This window comes from Pseudoalteromonas sp. TB51, from assembly GCF_000498055.1.
GTDB lineage: Bacteria > Pseudomonadota > Gammaproteobacteria > Enterobacterales > Alteromonadaceae > Pseudoalteromonas > Pseudoalteromonas atlantica.
Genome location: NZ_AUTO01000303.1, coordinates 1 through 17118, shown reverse-complemented (window position 1 = coordinate 17118; position 17118 = coordinate 1). Strand labels below are relative to the sequence as shown.

Genomic DNA, 17118 nt, shown 5'->3' with positions numbered 1-17118 from the left:
CCGACCATCAGCTGGTTGCCGCCATAGATGCAGAGCAAGGCGCTGCTGAGCTTGAAGTAACCGGTAAGCTCAATAATGACGTGTGGAATGGCTCGCTCAGTAATATAACGCTAAGTGACAAAAAGCTCAGCTTTAGTAATAGTAAAAAAATTGCGGTGATGTTTAATATCCAAACCAGCGATTTTGATGTGAGTGCACATTGCTGGCGCTCAAACAAAAGTGAGCTATGTATTAACACCCTAGCGCAAACTAAAAACTTGGGTCAATTTAATGCTACGTTGAGCAATTTAGCGCTTGAAGAGCTTAAACACTTTTTACCAGATAACATGCGTACGCGTGGAGATATAAGCGGCGACTTTGCTGCAAATTGGAACGAGGGCGCATTAAAAACCCTTCGCGCTAATTTAAATGCGCACGACCTTGTTGCTGTTCTTACCTCTGAGGAAGACCGGTTTAGATTACCCATCGAAACGCTAAAAGTCAGTGCCTACACTGATTCTCAAACGGGTAAGCTAGAGGCCGATTTACGCTCAAGTGTGCTAGGTAAAATAGCCACCGAAATTAATATTGATGATATTCAAAATCAGCAAACATTAAACGGTCACCTTAATATAGATAAAATATTGCTATCAGACTTACATCCATTTCTCGAAACCCTTGAGCAATTAAAAGGCGATATAACAGGTAACGTGGCAGTTGCCGGCACTTTGCAAGACCCACTATTAAATGGTGAGCTAAATGTCAGTGATATCAATTTAGAAGGTGAGCAGTTGCCGGTGGTATTGCAAAAATCTAATGTAAATATTTTATTTGATAAAACCACCGCCACAATTAAAGGTAATTTAAACGACACCCAAGGCGGTAAAATCAACCTAACCGGCGACGTAGATTGGCAAGGCGCCCAGCCTGAGGTAAATGTAAGCGTTAACGGCGAGCAGTTTTTTGTACGCGCGCAGCAAGGCGTTACGTTTAAAGTATCGCCTGATTTAACCATTGGACTTGCAAATAATGCATTAAAGCTGTTTGGCGAAGTGATTGTGCCTTATGGCAGGGTAATGATTGAAGAGCTGCCAGAGGGCGCCGTTCAAGTGAGCGACGATGAGATTATTGTTGATCAACAAACTGAAACGGCAGAAAACGTGCCGTTTGATTACGATGTAAATTTAAAAGTGATTGTTAAAAACGATGTAAAAATAGAATCGTTTGGTCTTGAGTCGAAAATAGCGGGTGATTTAGCCATCAAAATGAGCCAGGGCGCCCCTATAATTGCTACTGGCGAGCTAAATTTAATTGATGGTACGTATTTAGCTTTTGGCCAAGATTTAATTATTAGTACTGGGCAAATAGGGTTTAGTGGCTCAATTGAGCAACCGTTTTTAAATATTAAAGCCATACGTAATCCAGACACCACAGCAAATGATGTTGTGGCAGGTGTTACGCTTACTGGTAACGTTGAGCAGCCTACCTTAAAAGTATTTTCTGAGCCGGCAATGGATCAAGCACAAGCGCTGGCCTATTTACTCAATGGGCAGCCGCTAGGCGAGGGCGACAGTTCAAGCGATGCCATGCTTACTCAGTTATTGCTCTCACAAGGGGTGAGCCGCAGTGAAGGCGTTGTATCTAAAGTTGGCGAAACCATTGGTTTATCTGATGTAAGCTTAAGTTCAACGGGCTCTGGCGATAACACTAAGCTTGAAATATCGGGCTATGTAGCGCCTAGCTTACAAGTTAAATACAGCGTAGGGGTATTTGACTCGCTCAGCGAGGTCGCTATTCGCTATCAGCTGCTTTCGCAATTTTATGTAGAGATCACCAGTGGTTTAAATCAAAATGTTGATTTACTCTATAAGTTTGATTGGGACTAAATAGGCAGTATAAGGATTATATGAAAGGATTATATTTAGCAGCACTAATAACAGGATTAACTGGCTGCGCCCAACACACAGAGCAGCACGCGGGCACTCAACAAACTCCAATCCGTAGCGCAAGCGAGGTAATAAAGCATGCTAAAGCGCACGAATGGCGAAATGTAGACAGGCAAAATGTTTTAAAAATTACGCTGCCTACAGGGGCGGCTTATGTTGAGCTTAACCCGCAGCTTGCAGCTAAACATACTGCGCACATAAAACAACTTGCACGAGAAGGCTTTTACAAAAATACCCGTGTTTATCGTTTTGTTGAAGGGTTTGTAGCTCAAGGAGGCGACAGCTCAGGCAATAAAGCAATTAAAACGGCTAATAAAACTGTGCCTGAAGAGTTTTACCATAGCACCACACAGCCGCTTAAAATTACAGAGCTACAAGGTGATGGGTACGCGCCTGTAACGGGGTTTTTAAACGGTTTTGCTGTCGCACAAAACGCCTCTAATACAAAAACTTGGCAGGTACATTGCCACGGTGTGTTTGCCATGGCACGTGGTAATGAGGTAAACAGTGCAAGCACTGAATTTTTTGTCACCATTGGCCAAGGACCGCGCTACCTTGATAAAAATATTACCGTATTTGGAAGAGTGCTTGAAGGTATGGAGCACTTTAATCGTTTACAGCGTAAGCCTGTTGCTAATACGCCATTTAACCCAATTACAAACATTGAGGTGTTAGCCGATATTAAGCGTGATAAAAGCACCTTTAATGTTATGAAAACAGACTCGCAATCATTTAGAGAATTGATTGAGGCGCGAAAAAATCGTACCGAACCTTGGTTTGTATACGCCCATAATTATGTTGATGTGTGCGCTATGCCTATTCCGACTAAGCGCATTGACTAGCTTATAACGAGTATAAAAAGGAGCTTAAGCTCCTTTTTTATGGTGATATTTAAGTCGATTGGTATTACTGTCGATTAATTTTTACCGCAAAAGGCGTATCGTTATAGTGCGTTGAACGATACGGATTTATATCCAGCCCACCGCGGCGTGTATAACGCGCATAAACTTCAAGCTCTTTAATATTTAGCTGCGTGGTTAAATCACTATAAATACGCTCTACACATTGCTCATGAAACTCATTGTGGGTTCTAAATGAAATTAAATAACGCAAGAGTGCCTCATGGCATATTTGCTCGCCAGTGTAACGAATAATTATACTGGCCCAATCTGGCTGCGAGGTAATTAAGCAGTTAGATTTAAGCAAATGGCTGTGCAGGGTCTCAGTAACCAGGGTGTCACTTTTTGATTTAAGTGAGTAGGCGTCAATATCGTAGTTATCTATTTCAATATCTAAATCGTCAATACATTGCCCAGGTAATGGCGTGCAAGGTAAGCAGTTATAGTCATCTGGTGCGTATAACGTTACCGCTACATCGCTATTTACCGCATTTGATAAGTCTTTAATTAAATGCTGTCTTACCACCTCAGTACTTTCAAAGCGGGTTTGATTAAAGCTATTTAAGTAAAGTTTAAACGACTTAGACTCAATAATATGGCTGCTTTGGCACGCAAAAGTAAACAGCGCCACGGCAACCTGCGGTTTACCTTTAGCGTTTAACCACGAAAGCTCATAACCTGTCCAAATATCTTGGCCTTTAAAGGGTAACTCGGCTTCGTCAACATTTAAAGCATCACGATTTAACTTGCGGGCAATAGGAAAAAGCAAGCTAGGCGAATATACATCTACGTATTCAGTAGATTGTCCTAACACACTACCTTTAAGGTCTGGAGAATTGCTGTAATCTGTCATGTTTGCTCTTAAATAGTTACAATAGGGACATTATATCTAATTTAAATGAGTTTCGCAGTATGTCTGTTGCAATGCAAATGGCCCAACTTCACACGCAATTTTGTGAAAAAACCGTTAAAAACACCGCTAAATATCCGCTTATGGCACACGATGAACAATGGCCTAGCCCTTGCGAGTTTGGCGAGGTAGACACACAAGGCAATATTCAATGGAAAAGTGCTTTGCAAACCCCCGCAGGTTCGTTATCAGATTTAGCTAGCGCGCTTGAACTGAGCTTCCCAGCAGGGGTTGATGAGTTTTATGGGCACATGTATGGAGGTAGCATTTTAGCTAGTATAGATGGTCACCGTGTGGAGTTATTACAAGCTTGGAATAAAGATGATTTTGAGCTGCTGCAACAAAATATTACCGGTCATGTATTAATGAAACGAAAATTAAAGCAGCCAGAAACCCTATTCATTGGTTTAACTGAGCAAGATGACTTACTGGTTACCGTGCAGGTAAATACCGGTGAGGTATGTTTGGAGTACGTAGGTAAAAAGCCGCATCATGTACTTGCACCCAATATAGAATCTTTTTTAAAAGCGCTTGAGGTTTAGATTAATTAAACCAATGTGCAGTAATAGTAATTATTGTGAAGTATAAGCCCTGTGCAAGATGCGTTAAAGGTTGCTCAGTTATTACAGTAAAAATAACGATACTGTAGCCTTACTTGCCGCTTTCACTTAATTTAATTGAGCATTAAAAAATCAGCTTAGTGCAATGCATTAAGCTGATTTTGTATAAGGTGTGTAACTTTATTTTGCAAAGTGCAGGCTTTTAGTTACTGAAAATCCCACGAAACATTAGATACCAACCCACATGGCTCACACCTAAAATCAAATAACCCAAACCACGGCTCTGGCAATTTCCACTCACTATTGCAGCTAGGGCATTTCCGCTCAAGTTCTGAGGCTTTATCTACACCGCCTACACGGTATAAATAATAATAAACCGATTTTTGAGTTAAAAAGCGGATACGTTTAGCAATGTCTTTACCGCGGCGGTATAAGTCACTTTGTGTGCTTGATATTTCTTCAAGGGCTGGAAATTCACAGCGAGTAGCGCCGTTAATTTGTATTTGATCGCAGGCTTGCCAATCTTCTTGCCATTTTATGAGTGTTTTATAATCACCATTTGCAATGGCCGGAATAGTAAATAATGGCACGGGTAAAAAGTCATCACCACAATACAGTGGGCTACAGGTATGCACATAGGTTGTGTATAAAATATAGCTTGAAGGCGATTCACAGGTATCGGCACCGTTTGAGTGAATGTCTTGGCCAATAACTTTTATTTTAGGAGCAAGTAAACCTGCACTGTGCAGCTTCTCAATACTGTGTTTTACAAAAGGGCTATTATTTAATGGGTGCATGGCGTCTTCGGTTGGGCACATTACACGGGTAATAAAATAGCCATCTTTTAGTACAGTTGGGAATTCTTCACCCATAATTTGGCCGTTAAAACGCAGTGCATTAACTAATCGGTTAATGGCTTGCTCGGCGTGCTCTAGGGTGGTGTCTTGGTAGCAGTCAAACGTTAAATCAACAACGAACATTTATAGTCTCAAATTATTTTTGCTCTAACAGGGCTAGCAACCTATCGAGTTTTTTCTCAATGCGATCGAGTTGAGATGTTTTAGGCTCAACGATGCTCTGCTCAGGGTTTTTCATTAAATTATGAATTGAATCAGGGTTATTCTTATATTGGCTTACTGCGGCAATAATAACCGGCATAGGCACAGGTTGTGCTAAACGGCTTTTAGTTAGGGCAACAGTAGGGGTTTTGCCTTCATCAAGAAGGACTTTAATTGCATCAAATACAACTGCATTCATTAGATTTGTAACTCTTTAATATATAAGCGCAGCAAGTGTTTGCTGCGCGGGTGCTATAGTAGCAACAATACCAAGGCGCATAAAGCCTTGGTATAAGCAGAGGGGGGATTATACCAATTCGCAATAATACTTAATCATTTTGAGGGGCTAAACGGGTCGCTACCTGTGTTAAAAATTTTTCATTTAGAACAGCCAATAGTGAATTTTTGCTTAGCTATAAACACGTTTATCGAACCTCAAAATAGGTCGCATAATTGAGCAAATTAGTATTACTTACCTTCTTGGCGAAGCCTCACATCAAGTTCATCAATTACTTCACTCCACGCGCCATCTTCTGCTAGCGATTCTGCTAAAAAATGCTGCTGTGATTCATCCCAAAAAGGAGCTTGTTGTAAAAGCGTTGTGTCTTCTAGTGAGTGAGAAGCAATAAAATCGTCAATCTGTTGTTCTGAGCTAGGTAAACCCAATTGTGCAAACAACGTTTTCATATCGTGTTTTGTCGTATCCATATTATTACTCCATCTGATTAAATTAAACCAAGCTTAGAGCCAGACTATAGGCTTTGCTAGTTAAACACTCGCTGAATTGACGGTATTTTTGCTTTAGGTATATAGTTAACTTGCAGTATAGATAAACATTTTCGCCATACAATTACCAATTACTTTATATACGGTAAATAGTTTGGCAACGTTGAGGGTAGTAAAGCAAAAAGGATACACAATGACAGTCACCTCTAATGAGCACACATTAAGCGTACAATACCTTGCCCCTGAAGATATAAGCACTGCAGGGAGTTTAATCTATCAGGCCTATCATGATGATCCGCTCCTTCAAAATTTATTAGGTTATGATCAACATAATATGGCTGCCTACGAGAAAAAATTACGTTCAGTGATACGCGAAGAGCTCAGTGCTTTTTGGCAAGAAAAGCTGNCTGCCATTAATAGGCTTGTACCGCGATGATAAATTAAAAGCGGTGGCGTGTGTATTTGAGTCAAGCAGCCAATTACAACCAGAGCGTTATTGGCATTGGCGCTTAAAGTTAATGCTGAGCGCAGGGTATTTGCAAACCAACCAACTAATAGAAAAAGAGCAAACAATACGCACTGCGCTTAATGAGATTGGCGATTACTACTATTTAGCGTTTATTGCGGTAGACCCGCACGTGCAAGGCCACGGGCTTGGGCGCTACCTGTTACGAGGCTTAGATGATTTAGCAACTAAAAACACAGGGGCTAAAGGGCTTGCCGTTTTTGTTACACGCCAAGAGCATAATACGTTTTTTAAATCAGAAGGATTTAGCACATATAAAGCACTTGCCTTTAATAAAGTATCCGGAGAGCTTCTTTTTAAACCATATGCAAAGTAAGTCTGTAAGCGATAAGCGCCATTACGGACATATGCCCGTGAGACATATCTTACATTGACGTGCGCATTATCAGTTACGGTCGTTCATAAATGCAGCTTTAATAGGGTAAGCTTTTGTTCTATATAGGGTTTTATATTTTTTTCATATATATTACGAAAAATTAATTTTGTTTACCTAGTAGGATGAAACCCAAACTCGCGTAGTATTTAACTTGTCAAGACGACATAGCTTAATGACTAAGCTACTGCCAAGGATACGGAATAGGCAACATAGCAGATGCTAGCAGGAAGCATAAAGGACAAGTTAAAAAGGACGCAAGGACGAACTAGGAAGTGCATGAAGCGCTTAGTAGTTGGAACTACTTAAGGATATTTACGGATGAGGCTACAGGAAGTAGCAGGAGCGTTAGTTTACGCAGGATGGCCAAGGCGGCAAGTGGAAAATGCAGGATGCATTTAAAGTGGCAGGAGCTACTTAAAAGGATGACCAAGGATGATGCTACAGTAAGTAGCCAAGCGTTAGTTTACGTGGGTTAGCCAGGATGGTTATGGATTTTGCAGGATGCAATGTTGAGGGTAAATAGGGTTGTTTACTCGTTCAGGGGATGATAATACGGATTTTGGGTCAAGGATAACGAGCAGGATGCTGTAAGAGTGGGGCGTAACTTTTGTTACGCCTTAGTTTTATGTATTAACTTATTTTAGTGGTTTCACTTTAACCCCACCGGTTTTAACGATTAGAATTAAATTTTGTGTGGCGGCACAACAACGCTTTTTAGCATTTCATTTTCCATAATTAAAATACCTTGATAGGCATTTTCGCCATCACTTGAAAACTCAAACATAAATTCGCTTTTGATCCCCGGTTTGCCATTTTTTAAAATGCCAAAGCGGCGTTTTGTGCACGCTACGCTCATTAACTGAACCTGTAATTGCTCAGCTTGGCGCGCGGCATGACTGTTAGCAGCTTCTGCTACTTTTCGGTTTAGCCAAAATAAGTAAATTACAGCGCCAATGGCGATAAACGTCCACAAAGTAGCCATTAAGAGAACAACCTTCCAATTGCGCGAGCGAGCGTTTCGCTGCGATTTTCTTTACGTAATAAGCCTAATAAATGTGGGCGTATAGTGGGTATTGCAACTAAATCAGCAAAGATACTCGGGAATAGCTCGGCAATTTGCTGGTGGTGCGCACAATTATCCATAAAAATATGTAAGCGCTCAGGCTCTTCTAGTTGAGAAAAGCATCGCCCTGCAATCGTTAAAAGTACATCTGAATCAGTGCCAACAGATGAGCTTAATGCAGCATCTACTAGTTGTGTACACAGCCCTTGCGCTTGGCCTTTTGAAAGTGAACGCAGTGCGGCAGTTAGTGCAATTGTATCGTTATTTTCAATGGCAGTGTGGCCATAGGCGACTAAAAGCTCACTGAGTGATGGCGGTATTTCTACATGTTCTAGCATGGCGCTCAAAGGCTGCAATACCTCTAGTGGTAAATGCGGCCAAGCTTTTTGCAAGTTTGCTAAGTTGTTGTCGTTATTTAGGCGCAGTGCAAAATCGGCAATCCCTTGTAGCGCAACGCTTTGCCAATCATCAAAACCTAAAGTGCCACTAAAGTATAGCTGCGTGTGCTCGTAATATTTAGAGGCTGGTTGCTTTAACAATACTTTAAGTTGGGCGTTAAAAGCCGCTAATTTATTTGCATTAGGGGTAAACACATAAGGGTTATTATCTAGCTTACCATCGGCTTGCTCGCCGGTAATCTCGCTGCCTAGGGCTTCAATTACCATATTAGCGAAATGATCGCGGCTCGCGCTCACTAATTTACTTTGCTCATCAAGTGGAAACTTCAAAAACCATACATAAGGTTCTTTACTTGCTTTGCTATCCCAAAATTGAATAGCCAGCCATGCATGCCCCGCAAGCGGATAAGGATAAGGAACTTGCGCTTGCTCAATAGCTAAAAACTGTTTTTTATCAAGCTTAGTAATATGCCTACCAATATCAAAAGCACGCCATTGTGTACCGGCGCCATCTAAAAGTTGGCCAAGTGTCGCTATGTGTTCGCTCATCGTTATCTCAATTGTTTTTACTGCAAAATTGCCTCAATTATACGCCATAGCAGGCATTGAGGGAACAGGGTATAATTGCCCTATAACGTAAAAAGAAGAGTGGTTATGTATCAGCAAACGCAGGCTTATTTAAACCAATTAAGCACACTTTTAAAAAAACATAAGCTGTGGCAAAGCACGCCAATAGAGGCGCATAAATTACAATCTCAAGTGCCTTTTTGTCACGATACCATGGCATTTGAGCAATGGTTACAGTTTGTATTTATTGAAAAAATGCAGCAATTAATAACGCTTAACCAACCATTGCCGCAAAATTTTGCCATTGCGCCTATGGCAGAAATGGCGTTAGTGGATAAAACCGGCAGCGGCGAAATTATAACGCTACTTAGTGAACTTGATGCTTTTTTAGGTAAACCCCATGACTGAAAAGGGTGAACCTGTAGAGTACGGCGAGCTTAATATTCTTTACCAAGACGAATACTTTGTTGCCATAGATAAGCCCGCAGGCTTATTGGTTCATCGCTCTTTTTTAGATAAACACGAAACTCAATTTGCAATGCAGATGCTGCGCGACCAATTAGGGCAACATGTATTTCCGGTGCATAGGCTAGATAGACCAACATCAGGTGTGCTGCTATTTGCTTTAAGTTCAGAATCTGCCCGAGACATGAACAAGCTTTTTATTGAAGGCACTATAACAAAACGTTATTTAGCGCTTGTACGTGGTTTTGCGCCTGAATCGGTGTTTTTAGATAAACCGTTAAAAGAAGAGCTTGATAAAATAGCTGACAAATTTGCCTCGCAAAATAAAGCGCCACAAGCGGCGCAAACGCAATTTTATTGTCTGCATCAAGCCACGCTACCAATTCCTATTGGTAAATACCCCACGGTGCGTTACTCGCTCGTAGAGTGTTTCCCAAAAACGGGGCGAAAGCATCAAATTAGGCGCCACCTTAATCATTTATCAATACCTATTATTGGTGATGTAAACCATGGTGATAACCAGCATAATCAATTTTTTAGGGAGCATTTTGCACTGCAGCGGTTAATGCTATTTGCAACGCAGCTTAGTTTTGTGCACCCTTACAGGCATAAACCCATCGTAATTAAAGCGCCACTAGGTGAAGACATGCTTAGTATATGTAAGCAACTAGGTTGGCCACAGCAAGAAAAGGATTATTAATGGCACATATTAGTATTTTTGTAGGCAGCGTTAACGGCGGAGCAGAACGTTTAAGCTACGACGTTGCAAATACAATTGAAAAAGCAGGGCACACTGCGAGCGTTATTAGTGAAGCCTCACTTGATGATATAAAAAACGCCTCACATATATTAGTTGTTACCTCTACCACAGGACAAGGCGATGTACCTAGCAATTTAGCAGGGCTCTACTTTGCTATGAATAGCACATTTCCGATGCTAACTGATAAGCCATTTGGTGTTATAGCCATGGGCGATAGATGCTACGGCGATACGTTTTGCGGTGCAGGGCGCAGCTTTGATGAGCTACTACGTGACTTGCAAGCTAAGCCGGTAGGAAACCGTTTAGAAATAGATGCCTGCGAAGACTTTGAGCCATGGCCTGTAGCAGAGCCGTGGTTAAAAGCATGGCTTGAAAAATTACCAGCTTAGTAACACTAATGCGCAATAATGCTTAATCATTTTGCGGGGTTAAACGTGTCGCTAGCTGCGTTAAAAAATTCCCATTTACGACTGCATAAATACAGAAGGTAGAGCCATGCAGGAGCAATTGCCGAGAACAATTAAATAGCGAATTTATTGCCTAGCTATTAATACGTTTTTCCGGCCTGAAAATAGAGCACTTAATTAAGCGAATTGGTATTAACTGCTTATGTGTACAAAAAAAGGAGCGCATGCGCTCCTTTTTTAATTATTAAACCTTGGGTTAACTACTTCTTACATCAACCTTAAGCTTTAACTTTTGGCCAGGCTGTAAATACTTTTGGCCGGCTAAGTTATTCCACTTAATAATTTCGTTTACGGTTAAATTAAATTTAGACGCAATACGTGCAAGCGAGTCACCACGGCGTACTTTGTACGTAATGGTGCGATTAGTACTTGCAGTTGCTTGTGGTTTACTCGCTGATTTATAAACAGTGAGCTTTTGATTTAAGCGCAATACTGAGTTTTTCTTCAGTTTATTCCACGAGGCCAGCTCATCCATGGTGACATCGTATTCGCGACTAATGTCCCACAGGGTGTCGCCACTTTTAACCGTGTGCGACAGCTTAGTACGGGTGGCTTTATTAGCAGCTAAACGCATTTGCTTAGGTAAATGTTCGCTATTAATTGCGCCATCGGTTAAGGGTACTAATAACTGTTGGCCAATACGTATGGTGTTTGACTTTAATTTATTAAGCGAGCGAATAGCACTGGTGCTGGTGGTAAACTTTTTAGCAATAACCGATAGGCTATCTCCGCGCGCCACAGTGTATTGCTGCCAGCGTAAGCGGTCTTTAACATCGGTTTGCGCCAGCTTTTGGCTGAATTGTTCCGCTTTATCGGTGGGTAATAGTAAAAAATGCGGACCGTTAGGGTCGGTCGCCCAGCGGTTAAAGCCTGGGTTTAACCTGTATAGCTCAGTAAGAGTCATATCGGCCATATCTGCGGCCAGTGCTAAGTCAATCTGCGTGCCTACATCAACCACTTCTACAACTTGCGCGTTGATAACCGGTTTCCATTTTACATTAAACTCATCAGCGCGTTTTAATAAATCGGCAAGGGCTAAAAGCTTTGGTACATACGCGGTGGTTTCGCTTGGTAAGTCGAGAGACCAAAAGTCTGTTGGTAAATGCTTTTTACGATTTTTCTTAATCGCACGCATTAAACGCCCTTCGCCTGAATTATAAGCGGCAATGGCGTTTAACCAATCGCCTTCAAGGGTTTTGTGTAAATACGATAAGTAATCAAGGGCAGCACGCGTAGATTGCACTATGTCGCGTCGGCCGTCGTACCACCAGTTTTGTTTTAAATCAAAACGCTCGCCAGTGGCTGGCATAAATTGCCAAATACCCGAAGCACTGCGATTAGAGTAGCCAAATGGGTCAAACGCGCTTTCTACAATAGGTAAAAGGGCAATTTCGATAGGCATTTCGCGCTTTTCTACTTCTTCAACAATAAAGTGTAAGTAAGGTTCTGCGCGTTTTGAAATGCGGTCTAAATAAGCTTGATGACGCGCATAGTAATTACGCTCGGTAACAACAGGGCGGTTTTGCGGTACATCAATAGACAGTTGGTAGCGAATGCGCTCCCACACATCGTCAAAAACAGGGGCGTCTTCGCTCTGCTCAACGTGTTGATATTGGGCGTTTACCATCAATGCATTGTTAATATCGTTAGGGCTTGCGCCTTCTAAGCGCTTATTAGCTTGGGTAGCAGCTTGTGCGTCTGAATCTACGGTTGTTAATGTTTGACAACCACTTAGCGCAAGCGCCAAGGCAATTAATAGAGGAGATTTATTCATATATACCAATACATCAGGTAAAAAAACTCGGCGAATACTACCCGTTATGAGTCAACATTGCCACTTAACGACCAACTTTAACATGTTGATAAAACCATTCGCTATTTTTAAACCAATGGTTTTACCTAGGATATACCTAACCACGATGCTGCAAAATTAATTACAACAGGTCAACATATCTTAACTAAAAGTTGTCTTTGAATCGTCTCAGACTTGCAAAGTTTTCCCATGGTTCATTGTTTTTTGTAACCAACACAAATTCTTTTGGAATTAACTCTGTAATAGTAGGTAGGCCGCTGCGCATAAACGGATTAACTTTAAGCTCTTGGCCTATTGTACTTGGCAGTGTAATTTCGCCCTTAGCACGCTGTGCATCTACTTTGTCGCTGTATTGGAGTAGCTCAGGGGTACGCGGCTCAACGGCTTTTGCAAATGCTAAATTAGCTTGTGTATATTCATGCGTGCAATACACTTTACAGGTTTTAGGTAGCTCACGCAGCTTATTAAACGACTCCCACATTTGCTCAGGCGTCCCTTCAAATAATCGCCCGCAGCCCCCACTAAAAAGCGTATCGCCAGTAAAAGCCAACTCTTCATGAATATAACAAATGTGATCAAGCGTATGGCCAGGGGTGGTAATAATGTTAAAACGCGTACCCAATACCTCAATTCTATCGCCATCAACCAGTGTATTGGTGATCCCCGCAAACGGACTGTTAATAGGACCGTACACTGCAATGTTTGAAAACTGTTTTACAAGCTCGGCTACGCCACCGGTATGATCGCTGTGATGATGGGTAATTAAAATGCCACCAAGCTTTAAGTTATGCTCTGCTAAATGCGCCATAACGGGCTGGGCGTCGCCTGGGTCAACCACCCACGCTAGGTCGCTATTATGGGTAGTTAAACACCAAATATAATTGTCAGAAAATGCTTTAATTGCTTTAACTTGCACCATATTAATTTGCTCTATAAAGTGACGGGTAACACCTAGTATAACGAGCTATAAAAATGAAACCAGCCCTTAGTTTTCAAGAAGGACCCAAACCGCTGTCATGGCAGCAGTTCCCTCATGGGGATTATTTACGTGCTGACATTGAACAAAAAATGGATCAATGGCTGCCGCGTATGTTTGGTTACCATATGCTTAAATTAGGTAATTTAAGTGGCGAGCTTAATACCAGCGTAAGCACTATAAAACACCAAGTATGTGTTGCCGAAGAGGGGCCTTACACAGGTGTGATAGCCGATATAGACGAACTGCCTTTTTATGAGCACAGTGTTGATGCGTGTATTTTAAGCCACTGCTTAGAGTATCACTCAGACCCACATCACATATTACGCGAGGCGCATCGCACACTTATACCCGGTGGTTACATTGTTATTACCGGATTTAATCCGTTTAGTTTATGTGGATTGGCGCAAATGTTGCCCTTTAGCGGCCAAAAGCTGCCGTGGACGGGGCGTTTTTTTACGCCTGCGCGGGTAAAAGATTGGCTTAATTTATTGGGGTTTGAAATTATTAGCGATGAGCGCTTTATTTACTCATCTCTTGCGCGTGGTAACAGGCTTTCGCGGTTTGCATTTTGGCGCAGTTTTGCCAAACAGTATTTAAAACCTATGGGGAGTGTGTATATGCTGGTGGCGCGAAAACGCGTGGCTCCGCTTACGCCTATAAAACCTAAGTGGCATGCAAGGCCGCAGTTTTCACCTGTAAAAGGGGCAGGGCTTAGACAAACCTCAAAGCAGCACTTTAAACAGTGTGAGCAAAAAAATAATAATAGTTAAAAAATGTAAGTAGGCACTTTTTAACCCAGCCATGAGCCTTAAACTCATGGCATTAAAAAGTGCGAAAGCTTTGACGGGTTAAGGCTGATACCCTACATCATCAAGTAGGTTGCTACTGCCTGCAGCGTCACGTGCTAAATCGTCAACTATTTCGTTATATTTATGCCCGCTATGTCCCTTTACCCATTTCCATGTAACCGTGTGCTCGCTACAAGCGCTATCAAGTCGCTTCCATAAATCAACATTTTTAACCGGCTTTTTTGCCGATGTTTGCCAGCCCCTTTTTTTCCAATTTGCAATCCACGACTCAATACCCTGCTTAACATATTGGCTATCTGTGGTGAGGTTAACGGTGCAAGGGCGGGTAAGTGATTCAAGGGCAACAATGGCAGCGAGCATTTCCATACGGTTGTTTGTGGTGAGCTTATACCCTTGGCTTAATTTTTTTTCGTGGCCGTTATAAATCATAAAAATACCATAACCACCAGGGCCCGGATTACCTAAACATGAGCCATCGGTGTAAATCTCTACGGTTTTTTGCACTGTTTTACCTTGATATTATGTACAATAAAGTGATTATAGAAAGATACCAGAGTCAGGCTAAATTCGATATGGCACGTAGACAAATAGTTTTAGATACAGAAACCACCGGCATCGACCCCAAACAGGGGCACCGCATTATAGAAATTGGGTGCGTAGAATTAATAAACCGACGTTTAACCGGTAATAATTTTCATGTTTACATTAACCCACAACGCAGCATTGAAGAAGAAGCAATAGATGTTCACGGTATTACCAACGAGTTTTTACGTGATAAACCACTTTACCGCGATATAGCGCAAGAGTTTTTTGACTACATTAAAGGTGCAGAGCTTGTAATACATAACGCTCCGTTCGATGTGGGCCATATGGATAACGAGTTTGCGCTGCTTAACCAAGGCTACCCAAATACGCACGAGTACTGCCAAGTTCTCGACACCCTTAAAATGGCGCGTGACTTGCATCCTGGTCAAAAGAACAACCTAGATGCTTTGTGCCGCCGTTACGATATAGACAACGCAAAACGAACATTACACGGCGCATTACTGGATTCTGAAATTTTAGCCGATGTTTACCTTGCCATGACGGGCGGGCAAACCAAGCTAAACTTAAACCAAAATAAAGATGACGGCAGTGAGCAACAGACTGGTGGCATAAGACGCTTAAGTAGTGACCGAGCACCTTTAGTTGTATTGCGCGCAAACGACGCTGAGCAAAGCGCACACGAAGCACGACTCGATCTTGTAGACAAAGAAGGCGGCCACTGTTTATGGCGCGCTGAATAAGGCCAACTATGAAAACGATGTATTTTATAACTGTATTGTGCGCCACCTCACTGTTTAGCGCCAGTGCGTTTGCCGTTAAGCAAGTAGAGCTGCTTAAACGCGACGGCGAACAAAATGAAATACCGCTGCTAGATAACCGTTTTCGTATAGACAGCCAATTAGACGAAATAACCTTACTATTTTTTAGAAAGCCAGGTTCGCCCGCGGTTATTTTAGTCAGGCCCGATGGCAGCAAGTACTTTGCCACTAACGCCGTTAAAGATCCCAACCTCGATTGGTTTGATGAGCTTAGTTACGACTTAATCACCATAAAAAAACCGATGGCTGGCCCATGGCAAGTTATTGGCCGCATTTTGCCCGACAGCCGCATTGTGGTGTTAGGGGAAGTGTCTTTAAAAGCACAGCCATTACCTCCTATGTTATTTAGAGGCGAGACAATAAAAATAACGGGCGAAATTCTAAATGATGATGAGCCTATCGATGCTAACTTATTCACAGATGTAGTAAGCCTAAACGTTGACTTTGTAAGTACCAACGATGAAAGCTATGCAAACTTTGGTGCAGGCACTCAAGAAGTTGCCGAATTTAAAGACGATGGCCGTGGCTTTGATGAACGCCCCAACGATGGAGTGTTTACTGGCGAATTTAAATTAGACTTTCCTGCAGGGCAGTGGACACCAGAACTCTATATAGCGACCCCCTTATTACAGCGACGCATTGTTCAAGACCCTATCATTGTGCATGAACCACCATTTAAATCTGAGGTCGCACTGGCAGAGCTTGATACTGACGATCACCAGCTAACTATTAATATAGATAGCAACATAGTTAAACCCGAAACCGTTATTGTGCAGGGAAAAATTTATTACCCTAATAATGAAGAGCAAATGTTTACAATTGACGCGCAAGCGGGTGATACACGCCAACTAGCAATTAAAAACTATGATTGGGGAAGATACAGCGTTGAACTGTCTGTTTTTGGCACTAATATAAACGGTCGTGAGTTTATGGCCACAATACCAACATACAAATTTGAGATAGAAAGGCCAATAGAAGCAGTACCAGAAATAGACCCTGCTACGCTTATTGATCAAAATCTGGCCTTGGAAGCTGAACCCGTTGAAGAAAAAATGGCCACTTCTACATTAGTGACTTTAATAGTGGGCTGTAATTTGCTCATTTTATTGTTAGGGTGGTTAGCAATTCGTATTTTTGTACAGAAAAAGCCAATCAAATTTAACTTTAAACTGCCTTTTTTAAACAAAAAGAAAGTAAACGATGAGAGCAACGCCGATGCAGAAAAAAATCAAGTCGGCAAAAATGGCTCAAAAAGTGACAAATCAGGTGAAATTTTAAACCTTTCGATGTCAGATGACTAAAAAACCTGTAAAAAAACAAAAAAGCCCTTGACGAAGTAGGGGCTGATTCGTATTATTCACGCCGCTGCAAAGGGAGACCTAAGCAGAAACGAAAATGCGGAGTGGTAGTTCAGTTGGTTAGAATACCGGCCTGTCACGCCGGGGGTCGCGGG

At 41.9% G+C, this 17118-nt stretch carries 18 protein-coding genes and 1 pseudogene; 10 read left to right on the top strand and 9 right to left on the bottom strand.

Going from position 1 to position 17118, the window contains the following annotated elements; genetic code table 11:
- Together L650_RS0118430 and L650_RS0118425 are read left to right on the top strand one after the other, a co-directional pair.
- A partial coding sequence (locus L650_RS0118430) for a translocation/assembly module TamB domain-containing protein (protein ID WP_029774016.1) occupies positions 1-1865 on the top strand: 1865 nt, incomplete at its 5' end.
- A 20-nt stretch (positions 1866-1885) separates the two neighbouring features.
- Complete coding sequence (locus tag L650_RS0118425; RefSeq protein ID WP_029774015.1) at positions 1886-2767, top strand: peptidylprolyl isomerase; 882 nt, start codon at positions 1886-1888, stop codon at positions 2765-2767.
- Between the two features lie 64 nt (positions 2768-2831).
- Here L650_RS0118425 and queF read toward each other — a convergent pair whose 3' ends face one another.
- Positions 2832-3677, bottom strand: a complete 846-nt coding sequence (gene queF, locus L650_RS0118420) for an NADPH-dependent 7-cyano-7-deazaguanine reductase QueF (RefSeq protein ID WP_029774014.1) — start codon at positions 3675-3677, stop codon at positions 2832-2834.
- A 59-nt stretch (positions 3678-3736) separates the two neighbouring features.
- Between queF and syd the strand changes: the two genes are divergently transcribed.
- Positions 3737-4276: a SecY-interacting protein gene (gene syd, locus L650_RS0118415; RefSeq protein WP_029774013.1), complete on the top strand. Its 540-nt coding sequence runs from the start codon at positions 3737-3739 to the stop codon at positions 4274-4276.
- Positions 4277-4500: 224 nt separating this feature from the next.
- Here syd and L650_RS0118410 read toward each other — a convergent pair whose 3' ends face one another.
- From L650_RS0118410 to L650_RS0118400, 3 genes are all read right to left on the bottom strand, one after another.
- The gene (locus tag L650_RS0118410) at positions 4501-5274 is read right to left on the bottom strand and encodes a Zn-ribbon-containing protein (protein ID WP_029774012.1); all 774 of its coding nucleotides are present in this window, start codon (positions 5272-5274) and stop codon (positions 4501-4503) included.
- Positions 5275-5287: 13 nt separating this feature from the next.
- A complete protein-coding gene (locus L650_RS0118405; RefSeq protein ID WP_004585969.1) occupies positions 5288-5551 on the bottom strand; it encodes a hypothetical protein in 264 nt (87 codons plus the stop codon).
- 269 nt (positions 5552-5820) lie between these two features.
- Entirely contained in the window at positions 5821-6060 is a 240-nt protein-coding gene (locus L650_RS0118400) for a DUF2789 domain-containing protein (RefSeq protein ID WP_004585970.1), read from the bottom strand.
- Positions 6061-6271: 211 nt separating this feature from the next.
- Here L650_RS0118400 and L650_RS0118395 point away from each other — a divergent pair.
- A pseudogene (locus tag L650_RS0118395) lies at positions 6272-6920 on the top strand (GNAT family N-acetyltransferase).
- Between the two features lie 742 nt (positions 6921-7662).
- On the opposite strand, the gene L650_RS0118385 reads toward L650_RS0118395, so the two are convergent.
- The gene (locus tag L650_RS0118385) at positions 7663-7962 is read right to left on the bottom strand and encodes a DUF3301 domain-containing protein (RefSeq protein WP_004585972.1); all 300 of its coding nucleotides are present in this window, start codon (positions 7960-7962) and stop codon (positions 7663-7665) included.
- Positions 7962-8990, bottom strand: a complete 1029-nt coding sequence (locus tag L650_RS0118380) for a DUF3549 family protein (protein WP_004585973.1) — start codon at positions 8988-8990, stop codon at positions 7962-7964. The genes L650_RS0118385 and L650_RS0118380 overlap by 1 nt, the downstream gene beginning before the upstream one ends.
- Before the next feature lie 105 nt (positions 8991-9095).
- On the opposite strand from L650_RS0118380, the gene L650_RS0118375 reads away from it, so the two are divergent.
- The 3 genes from L650_RS0118375 to L650_RS0118365 are packed head-to-tail and all read left to right on the top strand — an operon-like array spanning position 9096 to position 10622.
- A complete protein-coding gene (locus tag L650_RS0118375) occupies positions 9096-9416 on the top strand; it encodes a YqcC family protein (RefSeq protein ID WP_029774011.1) in 321 nt (106 codons plus the stop codon).
- On the top strand, positions 9409-10173 hold the full coding sequence (gene truC, locus L650_RS0118370) for a tRNA pseudouridine(65) synthase TruC (protein WP_029774010.1): 765 nt from the start codon (positions 9409-9411) through the stop codon (positions 10171-10173). The genes L650_RS0118375 and truC overlap by 8 nt, the downstream gene beginning before the upstream one ends.
- Entirely contained in the window at positions 10173-10622 is a 450-nt protein-coding gene (locus L650_RS0118365) for a flavodoxin (protein WP_024033689.1), read from the top strand. Before truC ends, L650_RS0118365 begins: the two co-directional genes overlap by 1 nt.
- A 274-nt stretch (positions 10623-10896) precedes the next feature.
- On the opposite strand, the gene L650_RS0118360 is transcribed toward L650_RS0118365, so the two are convergent.
- Positions 10897-12474 (bottom strand): LysM peptidoglycan-binding domain-containing protein, encoded by a 1578-nt coding sequence (locus tag L650_RS0118360; RefSeq protein ID WP_024033687.1) that lies wholly within the window; start codon positions 12472-12474, stop codon positions 10897-10899.
- A gap of 184 nt (positions 12475-12658) precedes the next feature.
- On the bottom strand, positions 12659-13432 hold the full coding sequence (gene gloB, locus L650_RS0118355) for a hydroxyacylglutathione hydrolase (RefSeq protein WP_029774009.1): 774 nt from the start codon (positions 13430-13432) through the stop codon (positions 12659-12661).
- A 53-nt stretch (positions 13433-13485) separates the two neighbouring features.
- On the opposite strand from gloB, the gene L650_RS0118350 reads away from it, so the two are divergent.
- Positions 13486-14262: a class I SAM-dependent methyltransferase gene (locus L650_RS0118350; RefSeq protein ID WP_004585979.1), complete on the top strand. Its 777-nt coding sequence runs from the start codon at positions 13486-13488 to the stop codon at positions 14260-14262.
- Between the two features lie 78 nt (positions 14263-14340).
- Here the strand turns inward: L650_RS0118350 and rnhA are convergent, their stop codons facing one another.
- Positions 14341-14805: a ribonuclease HI gene (gene rnhA, locus L650_RS0118345; protein ID WP_004585980.1), complete on the bottom strand. Its 465-nt coding sequence runs from the start codon at positions 14803-14805 to the stop codon at positions 14341-14343.
- Between the two features lie 68 nt (positions 14806-14873).
- On the opposite strand from rnhA, the gene dnaQ reads away from it, so the two are divergent.
- Together dnaQ and L650_RS0118335 are read left to right on the top strand one after the other, a co-directional pair.
- Entirely contained in the window at positions 14874-15587 is a 714-nt protein-coding gene (gene dnaQ, locus L650_RS0118340; protein ID WP_004585981.1) for a DNA polymerase III subunit epsilon, read from the top strand.
- Positions 15588-15595: 8 nt separating this feature from the next.
- Entirely contained in the window at positions 15596-16966 is a 1371-nt protein-coding gene (locus L650_RS0118335) for a TIGR03503 family protein (RefSeq protein WP_004585982.1), read from the top strand.
- Positions 16967-17118: the final 152 nt, after the last annotated feature.